Origin of the sequence: Thermomonas beijingensis (assembly GCF_020034655.1) — a bacterium.
GTDB classification, from domain to species: domain Bacteria; phylum Pseudomonadota; class Gammaproteobacteria; order Xanthomonadales; family Xanthomonadaceae; genus Thermomonas; species Thermomonas beijingensis.
Genome location: NZ_JAIQDJ010000002.1, coordinates 413026 through 432872 on the forward strand (window position 1 = coordinate 413026; position 19847 = coordinate 432872).

The following is a 19847-nucleotide window of genomic DNA, read 5'->3' on the forward strand; positions in this document are numbered from 1 at the left end:
GCTACAATGACGCTTCTTCGAAGCAGGCGAGGCGGTTGTGGAGTTCGGATATAGCGAAGAGCAGCGGATGCTGCAGGATGTTGCCCGCCGCATTGCGCGCGAAAAAATCGCGCCAAGTGCAGAACACCACGACCGAACCGGCGAATTCCCGCTGGAGAATATCCGTGCTTTGGGCGAAAACGGTTTGATGGGGATCGAAGTCCCCACCGAATACGGTGGGGCCGGCATGGATTCAGTTAGCTATGTGCTGGCGATGATCGAAATTGCAGCTGCGGATGCAGCGCATTCCACCATCATGTCGGTCAACAATTCGCTTTTCTGCAATGGCATTTTGACCTTCGGTAGCGAAGCGCAGAAGCAACAATACGTGCGCGATATTGCCGAAGGACGCGAAATTGGCGCATTCGCCTTGACCGAGCCGCAATCAGGTTCAGATGCCACCGCAATGCGCTGCAAGGCCGTCAAGCAGGTCGATGGCAGCTATGTCATCAACGGCAAGAAGAGCTGGATCACCTCCGGGCCGGTGGCCAAATACATCGTGCTGTTCGCAATGACCGATGCCGACAAGGGCGCACGTGGCATCACCGCGTTCATGATCGACACCACGCGTGCCGGTTTTCATCGCGGCAAAACCGAGCCGAAGTTGGGCATACGCGCGTCAGCCACCTGTGAAATCGAATTTACCGATTACGTGGCATCCGCCGAAGATGTATTGGGCAGCGAAGGTCATGGCTTCAAGATCGCGATGAGCGTGCTGGATGCCGGCCGTATTGGTATCGCCTCACAGGCGATTGGCATCGGCCGTGCTGCTTATGAAGCCACCTTGGCGTATGTGAAAGAACGCAACGCCTTTGGCGCACCGATTGGCACCTTCCAGATGACGCAAGCCAAGATCGCGGACATGAAGTGCAAGCTGGATGCCGCGTTGCTGCTTACGCTGCGCGCAGCGTGGTTGAAGGGCCAGGGTCAGCGGTTTTCCACCGAGGCCGCCGTGGCCAAGCTCACCGCGTCGGAGGCGGCAATGTGGATCACCCATCAAGCGCTACAGATCCACGGTGGCATGGGCTATTCGAAGGAGATGCCCATCGAACGCTATTTCCGCGACGCCAAAATCACCGAGATTTACGAAGGTACCAGTGAAATCCAGCGGCTGGTCATTGCCCGCCACGAAACCGGTTTGCGATAACCCTTACCTCACATCCCTGCGGCCGCGCCCTCTGCGCGGCCGCTTCCCTTTGGAGACGCGTCAAATGAACAAGTCAGCCGAAACCAACGCAGGCGAACCTCTGAAACCGATTCTCGATGCCTTGGCCAAGCGGGTAGACAAGGCCACGCTTGAGCAGGCTCGCGCCTTTGCGGCAGCGTTCTGCAGGCGCATGGATGCCGAGGAAATTGGCCGCCATGGCGCCGCCGGCTGGGCCGAGCGTATTGTCGGGATGCTCGAGTTCGCACGTACGCGCAAGCGCGGCAAGGCCAATATCCAGCTGTTCAACCCGGTGCTGAAGGCTGACGCGAAGGTGTCGCCACACACCGTGCTGCAAATTGCCAATGACGATATGCCGTTTCTAGTGGACTCGGTGAGCATGGTATTGGCCGAACTTGGCATCGGTGTACATCTGTTGGGTCACCCGGTGGCGCGTTTGAATCGTGACAAGACCGGCAAGTTGGTGGCGGTGGGTGACGGCAGCAACGAATCGCTGATGTATCTGGAAATCGACCGCCAGCCGCAGGCGGCGCTGGCGAACATCAAGGCGCAGATCAGCAAGGTGCTGGATGATGTGCGCGCCATCGTCAACGACTGGGAGCCCATGCGCGACCGTATGCGCGAAGTCGCCGAGGAGTTGGGTGCGCGCAAACTGCCGGTAAGCGATGCCGGCAAACACGAGGCGCAAGAGTTTTTGCGTTGGGCGGCAGACGAGCATTTCACTTTCTTCGGCTATCGCGAATACAAGATCGAAAAACAGGGCAAGGATGATGTGCTGGCGTCGGTGCCGGGCAGTGGCATGGGCCTGTTGCGCGGGGACGATACCGGCAAGGCACGTCCGGTGAAGTCATTGGCGGCGCACTACATGCCGCAGTCTGGTTCGGTGGATGCGTTGATCCTGACCAAGACCAATGCACGCGCCAGCGTTCACCGGCAAGGCTACATGGATTACATCGGTGTGCTGGGCTTTGATGGCAAAGGGCGCGCCATTTCTGAACAGCGCTTCGTTGGTCTGTATACCTCCAGTGCTTACACCCGTCGGCCGTGGGACATCCCGTTGGTGCGTGAGCGCCACGCCTACGTGATGGAGCAATCCGGGTTGGATCCCAATAGCCACAGCGGCAAGGCCCTGCGCCACATCTTGGAAACCCTGCCACGCGACGAGCTGTTCCAGGCCAGCGAAGACGAGCTATTCAAGATCTGCATGGGCATTCTGGGTTTGCAAGAGCGCGTGCGCAGCAAGTTGTTCGTGCGGCGTGATCGCTATGGTCGCTATTTCTCGGCCTTGGCGTATGTGCCGCGGGAACGTATGAGCACCCAGGTGCGCCATCGCATCGAGGCGATGCTGCGCGATGCCTTGGGCGGCGATCGTGTGGATACCAATGTGCAGATCGGCGATTCACCACTGGCCCAAATGCACATCATCATTCGCCCCAGCCAACGGAACGACGAGGTCAGCATTGACCTGCCAGCGTTGGAGGCGGGGCTGGCAAAGATCGTGCGCGATTGGCGCGATGAGCTGCGCGAGCGTCTGGTGGCACGTCACGGTGAAGAAGCCGGTCTGCGTCTTGCCGCTCGCTTTGGCAATGCCTTGCCGGCAGGCTATATCGAAGAGGTCAGCCCCGACATCGCTGCTGACGACGTGGAATACATTGCAGCATTGACCGGCCCACAAGATTTGCGCCTGTCGTTGTACGTGGATCCACGCAAACAAGACATGCGCTTCAAGTTATACCGCCAGTTGCAGGATATTCCGCTGTCGGATGCGTTGCCGATGATGGAAAACATGGGTCTGCGCGTGATCACCGAACACCCGTACCGCGTGGATGGCGAGGCCGGGCTGGCATGGATTCAGGAATTTGAAGTGCAGTCTCTGCTTGGTCCGCTGGATGTGGATGCTTTGGATGAAGATTTTGAAGATGCCTTTGCGGCGGTTTGGCGTGGCGATGCCGAAAATGACGGTTTCAACCGGCTGGTGTTGGCAGCAGGGCTGACTTGGAAGCAGGTCGCCATGCTGCGTGCCTACTGCAAATATCTGTTGCAGACGGGTGTGCCGTTCTCGCAAAGTTACATGGAGGCCACGCTGGCGCGCTATCCGTTGTTGTCGCGTTTGTTGGTGGAATTGTTCGAGGCGCGTTTCCACCCGGCCACGGGTAACGAGAGTGCGGCCGAGATCAAGCAGGGCATGCAGCGCTTTGGCGGCAGCCTCAAGTTGTTAGCTGCCGGCGATGATGCCGCGTTGGGTGCGCTGCAAGCTCTGGTCGCCGTGCGTGAGGGTAATCGCGAGCAACAAATCGACGCTGCACGCAGCGCCTTGACAGGGCTTTTGGATCGCGTCGCCAGTTTGGATGAAGACCGCATTTTGCGCAGCTTCATCGGCGTCATTGACGCGACGTTGCGCACCAATTACTACATCAATTACAAGGATGGCCTGCGCAAGGACGGTGGTCCGGCCGACTACATCAGTTTCAAGTTCGATACTGCCAAGGTGCCGGATCTGCCCAAGCCACGTCCGTTCCGCGAAATCTGGGTGTGTGGCCCGCGCGTGGAAGGCACCCACTTGCGGTTTGGGCCGGTGGCCCGCGGCGGCCTGCGTTGGTCGGATCGTCGTGAAGATTTCCGCACCGAAGTATTGGGCTTGGTGAAGGCACAGATGGTGAAAAACACCGTGATCGTGCCAGTGGGCAGCAAGGGCGGCTTCTATCCCAAGCAATTGCCCAATCCTGCGGTGGATCGTGATGCTTGGTTGGCCGAAGGCATCGCCTGCTACAAGCGCTTCATTAATGGATTGCTGGACATTACCGACAATCTGAGCGTGTCCGGCAAGGTGTTGCCACCGGCGCAAGTAGTACGGCATGACGGCGATGATCCGTACTTGGTGGTTGCAGCAGATAAGGGCACCGCCAGCTTCTCCGATATCGCCAACGCCATTGCGCAGGCGCATGGTTATTGGCTGGATGATGCGTTTGCCTCCGGCGGCAGCGCCGGATACAGCCACAAGGGCATGGGTATCACTGCACGCGGCGCGTGGGAATCGGTGAAACACCATTTCGGTGCGCTGGGTCGCGATTGCCAAACCCAGGATTTCACCTGTGTGGGAATCGGTGACATGTCCGGTGACGTGTTCGGCAATGGCATGTTGTTGTCCGAACATATCCGCCTGCTATGCGCGTTCGACCATCGCCATATCGTGCTGGACCCGAACCCGGATGCGGCGGTGTCGTTCAAGGAACGCCAGCGTTTGTTTGACTTGCCGCGTTCCAGCTGGGCCGATTACAACGTCAAACTGATCAGCAAGGGTGGCGGCATCTATCCGCGTTCGTTGAAATCCATCGACATCACACCGCAGGTGCGCGAAGCCTTGGGCATTGCCGATGGAATCAAGTCAATGACACCGAACGAGTTGATGCATGCGGCGCTGCGTGCACCGGTGGATCTGCTGTGGAATGGCGGCATTGGTACCTATGTCAAATCCAGTAAGGAAACCCACGCCGATGCCGGCGATCGCGCCAACAACGGCTTGCGTGTCAATGGAGCCGATCTGCGCTGCAAGATCGTGGGTGAGGGTGGCAATCTGGGCATGACCCAGCTGGGCCGTATTGAAGCCTCGCAAGCCGGTGTGTTGCTCAATACCGACTTTATCGACAACTCGGCGGGTGTGGATACTTCCGACCACGAGGTCAACATCAAGATTCTGCTCAATGGCGAAGTGCAGAAGAATCGCTTGAAATTGGCCGAACGCAACAAGTTGTTGGCCAAGATGACCGACGAAGTGGCGCAGTTGGTATTGAATGACAACTACCGGCAAAACCAGGCGCTGACCTTGATGGAGCGCATGAGCGCGACCCGTCTTGGCTCGAAGATGCACTTCATCAGCACCTTGGAAGCCGAGGGCTTGCTGGATCGGCAGATCGAATTCCTGCCGACCGATGCTGAAATTGCCGAACGCAAGCTGCGCGGCCAAGGTCTGACCCGGCCGGAGCTGTCCATCTTGCTGTCGTATTCGAAACTGGTGGCATATCCGCAGTTGCTGGCTTCGGATGTGCCGGAAGATCCGTACCTCTCGAAGGAGCTGGTGCGTTACTTCCCCGAGCCGCTGCAAAAAAAATACACCAAAGCGATGGAAGGCCACCGCCTGAAGCGCGAAATCATCGCCACTGCGGTCACCAATTCAACCATCAATCGCATGGGCGCGACTTTCTTGATGCGCATGCAGGAAGACAGTGGTCGCAGCATCGGTGAGATCGCCCGGGCCTATACGATTACCCGGGAAACCTTGGACGCCCGCGAGTTGTGGGCCAAGATCGACGGGCTGGACGGCAAGGTGCCGGGCAGTGTGCAGGTGGATGCGCTGCAAGTCATTTGGGAGCTGCAACGCGGCTTCACCCGCTGGTTACTTTCGCGCCCCGGTGCAGTACCGGCGATTACCACTGCGGTGGAGCGTTACCACGATGGCTTCCGCGACATTCGTGCTGGCGAAGGCATTTTGCCGCCGTCGCAGCGTCCGGTGTACGAGGCCAGCCGCAAGCAATGGCGTGAAAAAGGCGTGCCGACGGCATTGGCCGATCAGCTGGCTGCATTGCCGTACCTGCAAGCCAGCCCCGACATTATCGAGTTGGCGCGTGAGCGCAAGATGCGCCCAATCGACGTGGCCAAGGTGTATTTCCGCCTGGCCGATGCCCTGCATGAGCCGTGGTTGAGCGAGCAAATCGATGGGCTCAAGGTGGATGGCCGTTGGCATGCCGTGGCACGCGGCGTGCTGCGCGACGAATTGGCGGCACAAATGCGCGCACTGACCGGCCTGGTGTTGGCGATGCCGGGCAAGGATGCCGATGCCAAGGTCAAGGCGTGGCTGGAACGTGACGACAGTGGGCTGCGTTTCACCCTGGCCATGTTGACCGAGTTGGCAGCACAAAAAACCCTCGATTACCCCACCTGCTCGGTGGCGGTGCAACGCGTGGCACAGTTGGCGCAACGCGGCTAAGCGTCCTGTTGCAAGTTGCCCTCTCCCGTTCGCGGGAGAGGACAGCGAACGCGGGCGCTGGCGGCTCTTGCTATCCTGCTGCGCATGACGAATCCCCGTATTGCCCTGCTAGCCAGCCCGACCGATGACGCGCAAGCCGCATTCGCGGCATTGGTCAAGCGCTACGGTACCCATTCCCCGCAAGATGCCGACGTCATCGTCCCCTTGGGTGGGGATGGCTTCATGCTGCAAACCCTGCACCGGTACGCCCATTTGGGCAAGCCGGTGTATGGCATGAAGTTGGGGACAGTGGGGTTTTTGATGAATCATTTTCGAGAAGACGATGATTTATCGACCCGCATTGATACCGCCGAACCCGCCGTGCTGCACCCACTGGAGATGCTGGCACAAACCGAGTCTGGCGCCAGCGTAAGCTCGTTGGCGTACAACGAGGTATCGTTGTTGCGGCAAACCCGGCAGGCTGCACATGTGGGTATTGAACTCAATGGTGAAGTGCGATTAGACGAGTTGATTTGCGACGGTGTGATGCTGGCAACGCCTGCTGGCAGCACGGCTTATAACTTCTCTGCACATGGCCCGATTTTGCCGCTGGGGGCCAATGTGATGGCATTGACTCCAATTGCTCCATTCCGGCCACGGCGCTGGCGCGGTGCTGTGCTTAAATCCGGCACCGAGGTGCGGTTTAGGGTGCGGGATCCACACAAGCGTCCGGTCAGCGCCACTGCGGATTCGCATGAGGTGCGCGATGTGACTGAGGTCTTGGTGCGTGAGTCACGTGATCGACAGGTGACACTATTGTTTGATCCGGAACACAATCTGGAAGAACGCATTCTGATCGAGCAGTTTGCAGTGTAAGGTTTGCCCGGCAAGGAGCGCAGCATGGTCCCATCAGGAAGCACGATGCCATTTGCCATTGACAACACCAGCACCGTGCCAGACCCAACATCACCCTCGCGACGGGTGCCCGCGTGGGCGTGGGCATTGCTGGCATTCTTGCTGGGTATCGGCCTGACGTTGTGGTTGGCCTATGGCGAAAAGCAACGTGATATCCGCGATGCGCGGCATGGGTTCACTGCGGAAACGGTGAAGATTGCCGGCAGTATCCAAACCCAACTCGAGCAGTGCGAACGCTTGATTCGCGCATTTCAATCGGTGTTCCTAGCATCCGACCAGGTGACTGCTGATGAATACGCACGCGCTTATCAAAACATGCAAACCAATACCGAGGTGCGTATTGGTTTGCTGGCATTGGCCTATGCACAGCGGCAGGTGAAGCCAGATGGCGATCACTTTCCGACGTTATTGTTTGCACCACAGCCTGGAAACGAAGCCATACGTGGGCTGGACGTGGCCACCCAGCCGATGAATCTTGAGGCTCTGTTGCGCAGCCGTGACAGCAATCAAGTGGCGATGTCGGCCCCGTTTCGTTTGGTGCAAAGCGGCAACGGCAACAAGCATTCAGATGGCTTTATCTTGCGGTTGCCGGTGTACGCGGCGGGCCAGGTCCCGACCAGTGTCGACGCACGGCGGCAAGCGCTGGTTGGCTCGATCGGTGCATCATTCCGGATTGATGATTTACTCGGGGCGGCCATTCCCAGGGATCCGATCGCATTGGCGGATGTCACCATCAATGATCTGACCGATGGCGAGCCTCGAACCTTGTTTGCTCGCCACTTTGATGCCCCGGCATCGTTGCCTGCGCATGTGGTGAAAGTGCAGTTTGGCGGTCGCTTGTGGAGTGTTACTGCGCATGCGAGGCACGATATTTATGCGGCCGGCAATTGGAAGACCGTGCTGTGGGTCGGGGGCGTCATCAGCATGTTGCTGGCAGCACTGACGTGGTCGCTGGCCAGCACTCGCGAACGTGCCCTGGTGTTGGGAACCGCGCTGAGCCAACGGGTTGTCGCCAGTGAGGAACGTTTTCGGCGGCTCAATGAACTATTGCCTTGCTTGGTTTTGCTGATTCGAAAAGATAACGGCGCAATCGTATACCGCAATGCCGTGGCGCGGGAGCGGCTTGCGGACCGGCTCGAGTTGGCCGGTTTGCCTCTGTCAGAGCCAGTCGCAAAGGATGCTGCTGCATCGCCAGTTGCCGGCACAATGGCCGGTACTGACATCCAGCTGCAGGCCGCCGACGGCAGCTTGTTTTGGGCCAGCACCTGGATCAGCAGTATAGAAATTGACGGTACCCCGATGTGGCTGTTGGTGGCCAGCGATAACACCGTGCAACGCCAGTTGACCGAGAAATTGGGATATCAGGCCAGCCATGACTCGTTGACGCGTTTGTACAACCGCCGTGAGTTTGAAGCGCGGGTGCAGACCTTGCTGGCCAGCCCGGCGCGTGACGACGGTGCATTGCTGTTTTTGGATCTGGATCAATTCAAGTTGATCAATGACACATCCGGTCACCGCGCTGGGGATGAATTGCTGGCGCAGTTGGCCGCGGTGATGCAGGAAAAGTTGCGCCCGGTTGATGTGCTGGCGCGCTTGGGTGGGGATGAGTTTGGGGTGTTATTGCCAGGCATCATTGAACTTGAATCTGCGGTACAGGCCGCCGAGCGGCTGCGCCGCTGCATTGAGGCCTTCATATTCGGTTGGGAGGGGCGCACTTACACCAGCAGTGCGAGTATTGGTGTGGTCATGCTGCGCAATGCGAGCTCGATGCAGGCCTTGTTTACCCATGCCGATGCTGCCTGTTACTTGGCCAAGGAAGCCGGCCGTAATCGCATTCATGCCTATGCCGAAGATGATGCCGCCATTACCCACCGGATGAGCGAGATGGAATGGGCCAACCGGGTGCGTGATGCACTGCGTGATGACCGATTGTTACTGGATTATCAAGAGCTGCATGCGTTGCAAGCAAATGCTATCGGTGGCGTGCACATCGAGCTGCTACTGCGCTTGCGAGGCGAGGATGGTGGCGTAGTGCTTCCGGGTGCATTTCTGCCCGCAGCCGAGCGCTATGGATTGATGCCGCAGATCGATCGTTGGGTCGTTGAAACCGCACTGAGTCAGCTGGATCGGCTGCATCCCGATGGCGCAGATTTGGCGAACTGTGCCATCAATTTGTCGGCCGCCAGTTTGGAGGATGAGGGTCTGTTTGATTGCATTGCCGAGCTTTTGACCGAGCACCGCGTGACACCGCAGCGGGTGACCTTTGAAATCACCGAGACTGTGGCTATGCGTGATTTTGCTGCCTCCAGTGTGTTGATTTCGCGCCTGCGCGGCTTGGGCTGCAAAGTGGCACTGGATGATTTCGGTGCAGGCATGTCCTCGTTCGGGTATTTGAAAAATCTGGAACTTGATGTGGTGAAAATCGACGGCAGTTTCGTGCAGAATCTGGCCGGGGATGCGATGTCGCAATCCATCGTGCGTGCGGTGACGGAAATTGGTCACCTGCAAGGTTTGCAAGTGGTAGCCGAATGGGTGTCATCACCGCAGCTGTTGGCCATGCTGGCCGCGATGCAGGTCGACTACGCGCAAGGCTTCGCCTTGCACCATCCGCAGCGCGTGTGCTTCCAGCGTAATGGCAATGATTGATTCGCCCGCGCGTGCTGCGGTTGCAATGCCGCTGGTGGTGGCGATTACCGCTCGGGCATTGTTTCACATGGAAGACAGTCATGCTTTGTTCGAGCGTGAAGGTATTCAAGCCTTTGCCGATTTCCAGCGCCAGCGTGAAGATGACGTGCTGCCGCCTGGTATCGCATTCCCGTTGGTGCGCAAGTTGTTGGCACTCAACCAGGGGGCCACCGTGGATGCGCCGCGAGTTGAGGTGATCTTGCTATCACGCAACTCCTCGGATACCGGCCTGCGCGTGTTCAATTCGATCCAGCATCATGGCTTGGATATTCGGCGCGCCACCTTCACAGCTGGTGCTCCGGTGTGGCCCTATATCAAGCCGTTTGGTGCGCAGCTGTTCTTGTCGGCCAATCCAGAATCGGTACGTGCGGCGTTGGCGGCAGGTGTCGCAGCGGCCACTATTTTGCCGGAGCGTGCCAGTGAGCCGCGCCAGCGCCAATTGCGCATCGCCTTCGATGGCGATGCGGTGATTTTTGGTGATGAAAGTGAGCGTGTATCACGCGAGCAAGGCTTGGAAGCGTTTGGACGACACGAGCGCGCATTGGCGCATGAACCACTGTCGGGTGGACCGTTCCGTGGGTTTTTGGCCGCATTGCACGGGCTGCAAGCAGCGTTTCCGGTGGGTGAGGATTCACCCATACGCACCGCCTTGGTCACTGCGCGTTCGGCACCCGCGCATGAGCGCGTGATTCGCACCTTGCGCGAGTGGAATGTGCGGTTGGATGAAGCCTTGTTTCTGGGTGGGCGCGATAAAGGCCCGTTCCTGGAAGCGTTTGGCGCCGATATTTTTTTCGATGACTCACCTCATAACATCGATTCGGCACGTCGGCATGTCGCTGCTGGCCACGTTCCGCACGGGGTGGCCAACGCCGATTGAACGCGGTGTTGCAATGCTTATAGGGGCAAACGCAAGCCGTCCAATTTCCACGCCAAACCGTGCCGATGAAATTCGAAGATCACTGGCTGCCCCTCGGCATTTTGTACGGTGGCGGTGAGCAGGCTTGTGGATTCGAAATGGGTGACGGCTGTCTTCAATGGATCATTGGGGGGGGCCTTGCCGGACGTCGAGATAGGCGTACTTCTGGCCAATGAGCTGCCCTGCAGCAGCACGGCAAACCCTTGTGGCGAGGTCATGGCATCAATCGCCGGTTTGGCTAGCATGACGGTGACTTCTCCCACGTTGCGCGCGCTCTGCGTATTGCCGGTACGGGCGAGAATGCTTTGTGCGATTTTCTGTTGCAGCTGCGGGCGCACGCTTTCGCGCAGGCTGTCGAAATCGACAAAACGCCAAAGTTCCTGAGTCTGACCGCGGGCTACCAGATCGCGGATGCTGTGGATGGCAAGGAAAGGGCCGGCAGCCACATAGCCCAACACGGCAAGTAGCAGGAGCAGGAGCGGGCTGGCCAGCAACCAGCGGATGCGAGAAGTGAGTTTCATGTGTGCATCCTGCAAAAATGCAGACGGCCGGGCAAGCCCGGCCGTCGCCTCAACCTGTACGCCAATCAGAAACGTGCCGCGTGCGCACGAATTTCCAGCGGTGCCATCCGGCTTTGGTCATGCAACTCCAACTGCTGCAGTTCATACGGTGCGCCATAGCCGCTGGGCAGATGCGCTTTGGAGAATGGAAGTTGCAGCGTGTGCTGGCCGGGCTGCATCCATGCCGCCGCATGGGCCTCACTCACCGCCCGTAGCTGGCCATCGGGTGCAGTTGCGTACAAGGTGCCCCTGGCTTCGTAACGCCCTGCAGATGCCGCTTGCACCGGCAGGCTGACGTGCAAGTCCGCAGACTGGGCAACGCTGCCATTGAAGCGTGCGGTCGGTTGGCCTACCGCAAATGCGGTGCGCACATCGCGCGGGGTGTCGCCCAGCATGCCGAACACTTGCAGCTCCCAAAGCCCCGCCACACGGTTGTTGCGCAGTGCTGGTGTGAATATCGCTTCCAAGCTGCCATCGGTGGCACGCTGCACCTTGACGGGCGCATTGCTGCCATCAGGTGCTACCAGCAAGGCCTGCGCCTGCAAGGGCAGAGCCTGTGCAGCACGACTGGCGACAATGCTTACGCGCATGGTTTGGCCGGCCAACACCGCATTTCGATTGGCTTGCGCGTTCAAGACGATATCGCTGGTCGGCTCGAACACATGCACCACGTAGTTGCCGCGGGCATTGGTGGCGCGTAGCTGGACGTGCCCGGCACCGCTGCCTGCGCCCAGCCGCAGCACTTGCGTGCCATTGCTGACCGGCATGCCGGCTTGTTGCAGGCTTTGCGCATCGGCCAGTTGTGCGATGGCAATGGAGCGACGACCGGCCGTAAACGACAGTGCATCTGCTGGCAAAGGGGCTGCGCCTTGCGCCGGGCTGATGCGAATCAGTGCGCCGGCGGTGGTCATCGGCAAGTCCACACCTTTGGCCAAGGTTGCAGCATCCACCGTTTGCCAATATTCACGACTATCGGCGGCCAGTGGCGCTGGCTGTGTCAATGCAGCAGTGGGATCCAAGGCCCAGGCAAAAGTCACCGGCTTACGCTCGATGACGCCTTTCGGTGCCGGCTGGGTACTCAACAGGGTGGGAACTTGGTCGCTGGTGGTTGCTGGCAGCAAGCGTTGCGCGGCGTGGGCGGCTTGGGCCATGCCCAGTACGAGGACGCAGGACAGGCCAAGGCGAGAGATATTCAAGGTGTGCATGGTGGTCTGGCCTCACTTCATGTCGTTGCGCAGGACGGTGTCGAGGCCAAAGCAGGCGCGCCGGCTTTGGTTATGGCTCAGCGGCTCTTGGCCTGCCATCTTCGATTTGTCCTTGAACCAGACCGCGCCGGCGGCCGATTGGCTGCTGCAATTGAGGAAGCCATCGGAACAGCTATCCAGCCACCATTGCGTGGTTTCCAAACCTAGGTTTTCCGCATATCCGCCGCAGTAGCTATCGCTATCCCATACGGCAGTTTCCACGTCGGTACCGACGACTGCGCGGAACAGCTTGGGCAGTGATGGCCGTCCGGAGGTGCCATACAGGTTGTTGGCGTTGTAGCTGGCCATCCAGCTGACTTGCTGTTGGCGTACCGCATCCGACTTATAGCCCAATAGCCAGCCCAGTGAAGTTTCAAATACATTGCCGTTCAGCACGGCATCGGCCAACGGCGTACCGGCAGAGGAGGGTGCCAATGCGTCTACCCGCACGATCTTGTTGATGATGTTGGGGTAGCGACTGTCATAGGTTGGGTTGGACATCACCCAGCGCATGACGTTGCCGCCATTGGAATGGGTGATGATGATCAGGCGGGTGATGCTTTTGCTTTGAATGAAATTGGTGAGCTGGTCGGCCAAGCACCCCGCAGCACGGCTATCCCACATGTATTGATTGAAATCGCAGTTGACCACCACGTAATTGGATGGATTGGCCAAGCCGCCGCGGACATTATTGACCATGGCGGGTTGCCAATAGTCTTGATAGGCATTGGTTTGCTTGCCGGTGCCGTGGACAAAGGCAACGCCGGTGACATCGGCGGCATAAGCGGTGGTGGCAGTGAATGCGGCGGCGCAAGATAACAGCGCGGCCAAGGCGACTTTACGCATGGACTCTCCCCAAAGGATGCCGCGTGGCCTGCGGCGGGCTTTGTCAACAACCCCGACAGCACCCCCGTACTGTCCGGTACGGCGAGCATACGCATCGGTATGGCAAAGTCATGCCGCACTGCGGCATCGGTCACAGTTTTGAGGCTGACTGGGGATTCTCGAGGCTTACGCCAGCTCGCGGGCGCGCTGTTGGCCCCAATCTTCCAGCTGATCCAGCAGCACTTGTTTGCGGCCATCGCCCACATAGGTGGCGCGCAGTTCGCTGATTTGTGCGAAGAACTGCTCCAGTGTCAGCTCGGACTGGCCGGCATCCGTCAGCAGGCGTTGGCGGCGGTAGCTGTCCCACTGTGCCTGTTCGGACGGCAGCAGGCTGTCTGGCCAGTTGCGGGCGCGATAGCGCAACAACAACGCGGACAGGCGGGTGTCGCGGAATGCGAACTGTGCTTTTGCCAGCAGTTGCGGCGGGGTGCCGCGGACTTGCGCGCACAGTTTTTTGTCGGCATCACAGATGAAGCCATCGTACAGCGCAGCATCGGCATCCACTGGCGTCGCCGGACGGTCACGTGCGAACACCAAGCGCATTTTTTCGGCGATGGCAGGGCCGTGCATACGCAGCCGATCGGCGCGTTGCTGCACGATCTCGGGGCTGATTCCAAGGCGCGTGAAATCGTTCTGGCGCAGGTGTTCCCAGCGCACCAGTGCCGGGCATTTGTTGGTATGAATTTCTTTCAGCGCAACCCGCGTTTCACCTTCGGGCAAATCGGATTGGCGAATGTACAGACGCTCGGCGATGGCGTCGGCATCCAAGCTCAGCAGCGGTTCGGGATCGGTATCCAAATCCACGGCAATAAAGCGCGATGGAATCGACGGGTGCTGCGCCAACGGCAATACCGGCGCGGCGCACAGGCGCACTGCCGGGTAGCGCTGTGAAATATGCAGCAGTGGTGTCATCGCAATGGGGTCCAGCAAGGATGCGGCAAAGCGTTTGTCGCGCAGGCGCAGTGCGTAGTCCCAGAGTTTGGGCTGATGCCGGCGAAACAGGCGGGCAAGGCCGATCAATGCACGCACATCGCTCAGTGCTTCGTGCGCGATGCCTTCACGCAGGCCGTTGTCTTCGGCCAGATGCTCCAGTTTGAAGCTGGTGCCTTGGCCATCCTCACGCTGCCGCCACACGATGCCATCGGGGCGTAGTGCATGCATCAGGCGCAGTGCATCCAGCAAATCCCAACGCGAGTTGCCGGCGCGCCATTCGCGCTCATACGGGTCATGAAAATTGCGATACAGGCCATAGCGCACGAACTCATCATCAAAGCGCAATGAGTTGTAGCCGGCGCTGCAGGTGTCCGGGCAGCCCATGGCATCCAATATGCGAGCGAACGCAGCGGCCTCGTTGACCCCATCCCGCAATGCGGCTTGCGGAGTGATGCCGGTGATCAGCGTGGCGATCGGTGCGGGCAGCAGGTCATTGGCGGGCTGCACGAAGAAGCTGATGGGCTCGCCGATTGGCTGCAACTGCGCGTCGGTGCGGATCGCGGCAAATTGCGCGATGCGGGTTCGGCGTGGGTCGGCACCGAAGGTTTCCAGGTCGTAAAACAGAAACGAGGCGGACATCCTTGCGCTTACCGTACTGGAGAAAACACGATAGGCACTCGAACTTCGCTGGCAACCGGTTGCCCGTTGCGGGTGGCCGGCTTGAATTGCCAGCGACGGACAGCATCCAATGCCGCGCGATCCAGGTCGCGATTGCCGCTGCCTTCGGCTACTTCAACCTTCGCCACACTGCCATCGGGTGCGACATTGGCGAGCACCTTGACGGTGCCCCCCACACCACGCCGCAACGCTGCTTGCGGATAGCGCGGAGCGGGTGAGCGTTGCGCAACAGCATCGTTGATGACAGGTGTGGATGCAGGTGGTGCAGTGGTCGGAGGAGGGGAAGCTGGCGGGTGGGGTGCCGGTGGTCTTGCAGGTGGCGGAGGTGCTACAACGGGCCCATCCTTGGGCAGACTCAGGCCGCTGGCATTGCTGCCGGGGTTGCCATCGCCACTGGCCAGATCGGGCGGCAGCGGGGCAGGCAAGGTGCTGGTCTGGCTGGCGCTGGCGTCGGTGCCATCCGCTTTATAAAAATCATAGTGGTGGCGCGATTTCAGCCACACCAGAAGAAACAGCAACAGGCCAGCGGCAAAAGCGATTGCCAGCACTTTTACTGCCTGTGGTGGCAAAAGTGGCGTGCGTGCGTTCGGGGTGGAGTCGGGTGCGGACATAGCTGCATTCTGGCATGTGCAAGGCGCAATACCGCCATCGGCGATCTGCTCAGGCGATAATAGGCATTCCCTGACCGTCCTGCCCGCGCCCATGCTTGATCCCAATTTGCTGCGTTCCAACCCTGCCGAGCTTGCCGACCGCCTGCGCACCGCGCGCGGTTTCGAGCTGGATGTGCCTGCACTGGAGGCGTTGGAGGCCAGCCGCAAGCAGATTCAGATCCGCACCCAGGAATTGCAGAACTTGCGCAATACCCGCAGCAAGCAGATCGGCATGCTCAAAGCCAAGGGCGAGGATGTGTCTGCGGTGATGGCCGAGGTGGCCGGCTTTGGTGAAGAGCTGAAGGCTTCGGAAGTGGAGCTGGAGCGCATTCGCGGCCAGATCGAAGCGATCGCGTCGGGTATCCCCAATCTGCCGGATGCATCGGTGCCTGCCGGCAGTGATGAACATGGCAATGTTGAGCAGCACCGCTGGGGCAGCCCGCGTGTGTTCGACTTTGAGGTCAAGGATCACGTGGAATTGGGCGCACGCCATGGCTGGTTGGATGGCGAAACCGCCGCCAAGTTGTCGGGTTCGCGCTTCACCGTGCTGCGTGGGCAACTGGCCCGCCTGCATCGCGCATTGGCGCAGTTCATGCTGGATCTGCACAGTGGCGAGCATGGCTACGAAGAAACCAATGTGCCGGTGATCGTCAATGCCGATTCAATGCGCGGCACTGGGCAATTGCCCAAGTTCGAGGAGGACTTGTTTTCCACCCAACTGGGCGAGCACAAGCGGTATTTGATTCCCACCAGCGAAGTGCCGCTGACCAATATCGTGCGCGACGACATCCTCGATGCCGAGCGACTGCCGCTGCGGATGACCGCGCATTCGATGTGCTTTCGCTCCGAAGCCGGCAGCGGTGGTCGCGACGTGCGCGGCATGATTCGCCAGCATCAGTTTGAGAAAGTGGAACTGGTCAGCATCAGCAAACCCGAGGAATCCGACGCCGAACACCAGCGCATGACCCTTTGCGCAGAGGCTGTGCTGGAGAAACTGGGCCTGCCGTACCGCCGCATGCTGCTGTGCAGTGGCGACATGGGCTTTGGTGCCACCAAGACATTTGACCTGGAAGTCTGGTTGCCCTCGCAAAACACCTATCGCGAAATTTCATCCTGCTCCAACTGCGGCGATTTCCAGGCCCGCCGCATGCAGGCGCGCTGGCGCAATCCGGCTACCGGCAAGCCGGAATTGGCGCATACCTTGAATGGCTCCGGCGTGGCGGTGGGCCGTGCATTGATCGCGGTGATGGAGAACTACCAGAACGCCGACGGCAGCATCGATGTGCCGGACGTGTTGCGCCCGTATATGGGTGGCGTTGCGAGTATCTGCTAAGACGGCTTGCGTTGCGGGTGCCGATGCTGGCCTGAGTCGCTTGCGTATTGGCGGCACCTCGGCCGTGGCCACCTCATCGGCAATGACGATGAAGCAGGCCGGCGTGGTGAGCAATGTTCAGGCGTTGGGAGCCTTCTATTTGCTTGTTATCGCAAATTTCGGGTAACAAAAAACCCCGCCATGGCGGGGTGTTTTGTATTCAACCTGGTGCCCGGAAGAGGACTCGAACCTCCACGAAGTTGCCCCCGCTAGCACCTGAAGCTAGTGCGTCTACCAATTCCGCCATCCGGGCCGGTTGAAGCCGCGCATTTTCCAGTGATCGGCCATGACTGTCAATAGGGGTGTTGTGCTGGCATGGAAAAGATCGAGTTCATCGCAGGCTGTACTATCAGAAGATGAAGAAACCATCAGGCAAGCGCGGCAACGGCCGCGGCAAGCAGGGCGCGGCAAGCGGCTCCGGCACTACGCCACGCAAAGGATCCGGGAAATTGCCGGGCTGGCTGCCGGCATCACCACAGGCAGGCGTGGGGCGCACTGGCAAGCCCGGCACGGATAAAAAAGGCCCGCGCGTGGCTACCCATCCCACCGCGCCACGGTTTGATCCACATGCGCAGCGCGAGGCGCAGCGCTACGACAACCCGATTGCCAGCCGCGAAATGATTTTGCAGGTGTTGGCCGCGCACGACGGCCCGATGAGCGCCGACGAATTGGCGCACAAACTGGCGCTGACCGCCGACGACCGCTATGCCGCGCTGGAAAAGCGCTTGCAGGCCATGTTGCGCGACGGCCAGTTATTGCAAAACCGACGTGGCGGGTTTGTGCCGGCATCGCGCAATGATCTGTTGGCCGGCACCGTGATTGCCAACCCGGATGGGTTTGGCTTCTTGCGCCCAGAGGCCGGTGGCGATGATTTGTTCCTGACGCCGTTTGAAATGCGCAAGGTCAGCCACGGCGACCGTGTATTGGTCAGCATCACCGGCGTGGACCGACGCGGGCGTGGTGAAGCCAGCATCGTGGAGGTGCTGGAGCGCCGCCTGACCCGCCTGCTGGGCCGCTATGCTGAGGAAGCGGGGATTGGCTATGTGGTGCCGGATGACAAACGCATCCAGCGCAATGTGATGATCCCGCAGGATGCGCGCAACGGGGCCCAATCGGGGCAGTTGGTGGTGGCTGAAATCACCACCCCGCAAGACACGCACCGGCCGCCGATTGGCCGCGTGTTGGCGGTGCTGGGTGACAAGCTCACCGCCAGCCAGGCGGTGGAAGCGGCGATCCACGGCCACGATATTCCGCATGAATTTTCGCCGGAGGTGCTGGCGCAGGCGATGGCGGTACCGTTGACGGTGGATGCGGATGCCGTGCTCTCGCCAGCACCCTCGGCGCACGCGACCGATAACCTCAAGCGCGCGGATCTGCGCAAGATTCCACTGCTGACGATTGACGGCGAAGATGCCAAGGATTTTGACGATGCGGTGTGGTGCGAACCCAATGCCGATGGCTTCCGCCTGATCGTGGCGATTGCCGATGTGTCGCATTACGTGCGTCCGGGTACGCCGCTGGATGACGAGGCGCAATTGCGCGCAACCTCGGTGTATTTCCCCGGTTTTGTGGTGCCGATGCTGCCGGAAACGCTGAGCAATGGCATTTGCTCACTGAACCCAGCGGTAGAGCGGCTGTGCTTCTGTTGCGATATGCAGGTGGGGCGCGATGGCAGTGTCACCGCAAGCAGTTTCTATCCGGCACTGATGCATTCGCATGCGCGGTTGACCTATACCGATGTGTGGAATGCGGTGGGCGAGGGTATCCCTGCCGATGACCACGACGCGGCACTGGCCAAGATCGGCACGTTGCTGCCGCAAATCCAACACTTGCATCAGTTGTACAAGGTGTTGGACAAGGCACGTGCCAAGCGCGGTGCCATCGAGTTCGAGAGCAGCGAAGTCCGCTTCGTGCTGGATGCCAAGGGCGCGGTGTCGCAAGCCGGCATGCTGCAACGCAATGATGCACACAAGTTGATTGAAGAATGCATGATCGCGGCCAATGTGCAGGCGGCCAAATTCTTGTTGGGCGCGCATATCCCTGCACCGTATCGCGACCACGACAAGCCACCGGAATCCAAATACGCCGACCTTGAGGAATTCCTCAAGGAATTCCAATTACGGCTGCCGCCATGGGGCAAGGTCAAGCCCAAGGATTTTCGCGCCTTGCTGGAAAAAATCCGCGAACGCCCCGATGCCGCCTTGCTGGAAACCGTGATCCTGCGCAGCCAATCGCTGGCGGTGTACGCGCCGGACAACATCGGTCACTTCGGGCTGGCGCTGGAGGCATATGCGCATTTCACGTCGCCCATTCGCCGCTACCCGGATCTGCTGGTGCATCGCGCCATCAAGCATGCGTTGGCCGGCGGCAAGCCGGAAACGTACACCTATTCGCCGCACGCCATGGCCGCGTTATCGCTGCAATGCTCCGAACGCTCGCGACGTGCCGACGAAGCGCAGCGCGAAGTGGACGAACGCTACCGCGCCGCGTGGATGGAAACCCACATTGGCAAGGAATTCGACGGCACGATCAGTGGGGTGACAAGTTTTGGTTTGTTTATCGAATTGGATGCATCCAAGGTTAATGGCTTGGTGCACGTCACCCAACTGCCACGCGATTTTTATCATTTCGACGCAGTGCGTAAAACCTTGTCCGGGGAGCGTCGTGGCCGCGAATATCGGCTGGGTGACCGCGTGCGCATCGTGGTGCTGAAAGCCAGTGTGGAAGAGCGCAAGATCGACTTCCGGCTGGTGGAGGAGGAGGGCACCGGTGCTCTGCCGCCAATGCCGGAGCGCGGCAAACCGGCCAAGCGCGTGAAGCAGAAGTATTGAGCTGGCAAACT

12 protein-coding genes and 1 tRNA gene are annotated in these 19847 nt (G+C 59.7%); 7 read left to right on the plus strand and 6 right to left on the minus strand.

Annotation, left to right across the window (positions count from 1 at the left end; genetic code table 11):
- Positions 1-67: 67 nt before the first annotated feature.
- From K7B09_RS07735 to K7B09_RS07755, 5 genes are all read left to right on the plus strand, one after another.
- Positions 68-1186, plus strand: coding sequence for an acyl-CoA dehydrogenase family protein (locus tag K7B09_RS07735; protein WP_374349297.1), 1119 nt, complete (start codon positions 68-70; stop codon positions 1184-1186).
- Between the two features lie 64 nt (positions 1187-1250).
- Positions 1251-6188: an NAD-glutamate dehydrogenase gene (locus K7B09_RS07740; protein WP_223628539.1), complete on the plus strand. Its 4938-nt coding sequence runs from the start codon at positions 1251-1253 to the stop codon at positions 6186-6188.
- Between the two features lie 84 nt (positions 6189-6272).
- A complete protein-coding gene (locus K7B09_RS07745) occupies positions 6273-7043 on the plus strand; it encodes an NAD kinase (RefSeq protein ID WP_223628542.1) in 771 nt (256 codons plus the stop codon).
- Between the two features lie 45 nt (positions 7044-7088).
- A complete protein-coding gene (locus tag K7B09_RS07750; protein WP_223628544.1) occupies positions 7089-9728 on the plus strand; it encodes a bifunctional diguanylate cyclase/phosphodiesterase in 2640 nt (879 codons plus the stop codon).
- Positions 9729-9753: 25 nt separating this feature from the next.
- On the plus strand, positions 9754-10644 hold the full coding sequence (locus K7B09_RS07755; RefSeq protein ID WP_223628780.1) for a 5'-nucleotidase: 891 nt from the start codon (positions 9754-9756) through the stop codon (positions 10642-10644).
- A gap of 17 nt (positions 10645-10661) precedes the next feature.
- Here K7B09_RS07755 and K7B09_RS07760 read toward each other — a convergent pair whose 3' ends face one another.
- The 5 genes from K7B09_RS07760 to K7B09_RS07780 all read right to left on the minus strand — a co-directional run bounded on the left by K7B09_RS07760 (position 10662) and on the right by K7B09_RS07780 (position 15594).
- Positions 10662-11204: a DUF2939 domain-containing protein gene (locus K7B09_RS07760; protein WP_223628545.1), complete on the minus strand. Its 543-nt coding sequence runs from the start codon at positions 11202-11204 to the stop codon at positions 10662-10664.
- Positions 11205-11269: 65 nt separating this feature from the next.
- On the minus strand, positions 11270-12448 hold the full coding sequence (locus tag K7B09_RS07765) for a DUF4785 domain-containing protein (protein WP_425507847.1): 1179 nt from the start codon (positions 12446-12448) through the stop codon (positions 11270-11272).
- Between the two features lie 12 nt (positions 12449-12460).
- Positions 12461-13333, minus strand: coding sequence for an alpha/beta hydrolase family protein (locus K7B09_RS07770; RefSeq protein WP_223628550.1), 873 nt, complete (start codon positions 13331-13333; stop codon positions 12461-12463).
- Positions 13334-13498: 165 nt separating this feature from the next.
- Complete coding sequence (gene sbcB, locus K7B09_RS07775) at positions 13499-14944, minus strand: exodeoxyribonuclease I (RefSeq protein ID WP_223628552.1); 1446 nt, start codon at positions 14942-14944, stop codon at positions 13499-13501.
- Positions 14945-14952: 8 nt separating this feature from the next.
- Positions 14953-15594: an energy transducer TonB gene (locus K7B09_RS07780; RefSeq protein WP_223628555.1), complete on the minus strand. Its 642-nt coding sequence runs from the start codon at positions 15592-15594 to the stop codon at positions 14953-14955.
- A 91-nt stretch (positions 15595-15685) separates the two neighbouring features.
- On the opposite strand from K7B09_RS07780, the gene serS reads away from it, so the two are divergent.
- The gene (serS, locus tag K7B09_RS07785; RefSeq protein ID WP_223628557.1) at positions 15686-16966 is read left to right on the plus strand and encodes a serine--tRNA ligase; all 1281 of its coding nucleotides are present in this window, start codon (positions 15686-15688) and stop codon (positions 16964-16966) included.
- Positions 16967-17171: 205 nt separating this feature from the next.
- Here serS and K7B09_RS07790 read toward each other — a convergent pair.
- A tRNA-Leu gene (locus K7B09_RS07790) sits at positions 17172-17258 on the minus strand.
- A 103-nt stretch (positions 17259-17361) separates the two neighbouring features.
- Here K7B09_RS07790 and rnr point away from each other — a divergent pair.
- Positions 17362-19836, plus strand: coding sequence for a ribonuclease R (rnr, locus tag K7B09_RS07795; protein WP_223628559.1), 2475 nt, complete (start codon positions 17362-17364; stop codon positions 19834-19836).
- Positions 19837-19847: the final 11 nt, after the last annotated feature.

What these genes read in the sequence shown, in the direction of transcription:
- K7B09_RS07735 (WP_374349297.1), top strand. Translation starts at nt 68, where the DNA reads ATGCTGCAGGATGTTGCCCGCCGCATTGCGCGCGAAAAAATCGCGCCA.
- K7B09_RS07740 (WP_223628539.1), top strand. Translation starts at nt 1,251, where the DNA reads ATGAACAAGTCAGCCGAAACCAACGCAGGCGAACCTCTGAAACCGATT.
- K7B09_RS07745 (WP_223628542.1), top strand. Translation starts at nt 6,273, where the DNA reads ATGACGAATCCCCGTATTGCCCTGCTAGCCAGCCCGACCGATGACGCG.
- K7B09_RS07750 (WP_223628544.1), top strand. Translation starts at nt 7,089, where the DNA reads ATGCCATTTGCCATTGACAACACCAGCACCGTGCCAGACCCAACATCA.
- K7B09_RS07755 (WP_223628780.1), top strand. Translation starts at nt 9,754, where the DNA reads ATGCCGCTGGTGGTGGCGATTACCGCTCGGGCATTGTTTCACATGGAA.
- K7B09_RS07760 (WP_223628545.1), bottom strand. Translation starts at nt 11,204, where the DNA reads ATGAAACTCACTTCTCGCATCCGCTGGTTGCTGGCCAGCCCGCTCCTG.
- K7B09_RS07765 (WP_425507847.1), bottom strand. Translation starts at nt 12,448, where the DNA reads ATGCACACCTTGAATATCTCTCGCCTTGGCCTGTCCTGCGTCCTCGTA.
- K7B09_RS07770 (WP_223628550.1), bottom strand. Translation starts at nt 13,333, where the DNA reads ATGCGTAAAGTCGCCTTGGCCGCGCTGTTATCTTGCGCCGCCGCATTC.
- sbcB (WP_223628552.1), bottom strand. Translation starts at nt 14,944, where the DNA reads ATGTCCGCCTCGTTTCTGTTTTACGACCTGGAAACCTTCGGTGCCGAC.
- K7B09_RS07780 (WP_223628555.1), bottom strand. Translation starts at nt 15,594, where the DNA reads ATGTCCGCACCCGACTCCACCCCGAACGCACGCACGCCACTTTTGCCA.
- serS (WP_223628557.1), top strand. Translation starts at nt 15,686, where the DNA reads ATGCTTGATCCCAATTTGCTGCGTTCCAACCCTGCCGAGCTTGCCGAC.
- rnr (WP_223628559.1), top strand. Translation starts at nt 17,362, where the DNA reads ATGAAGAAACCATCAGGCAAGCGCGGCAACGGCCGCGGCAAGCAGGGC.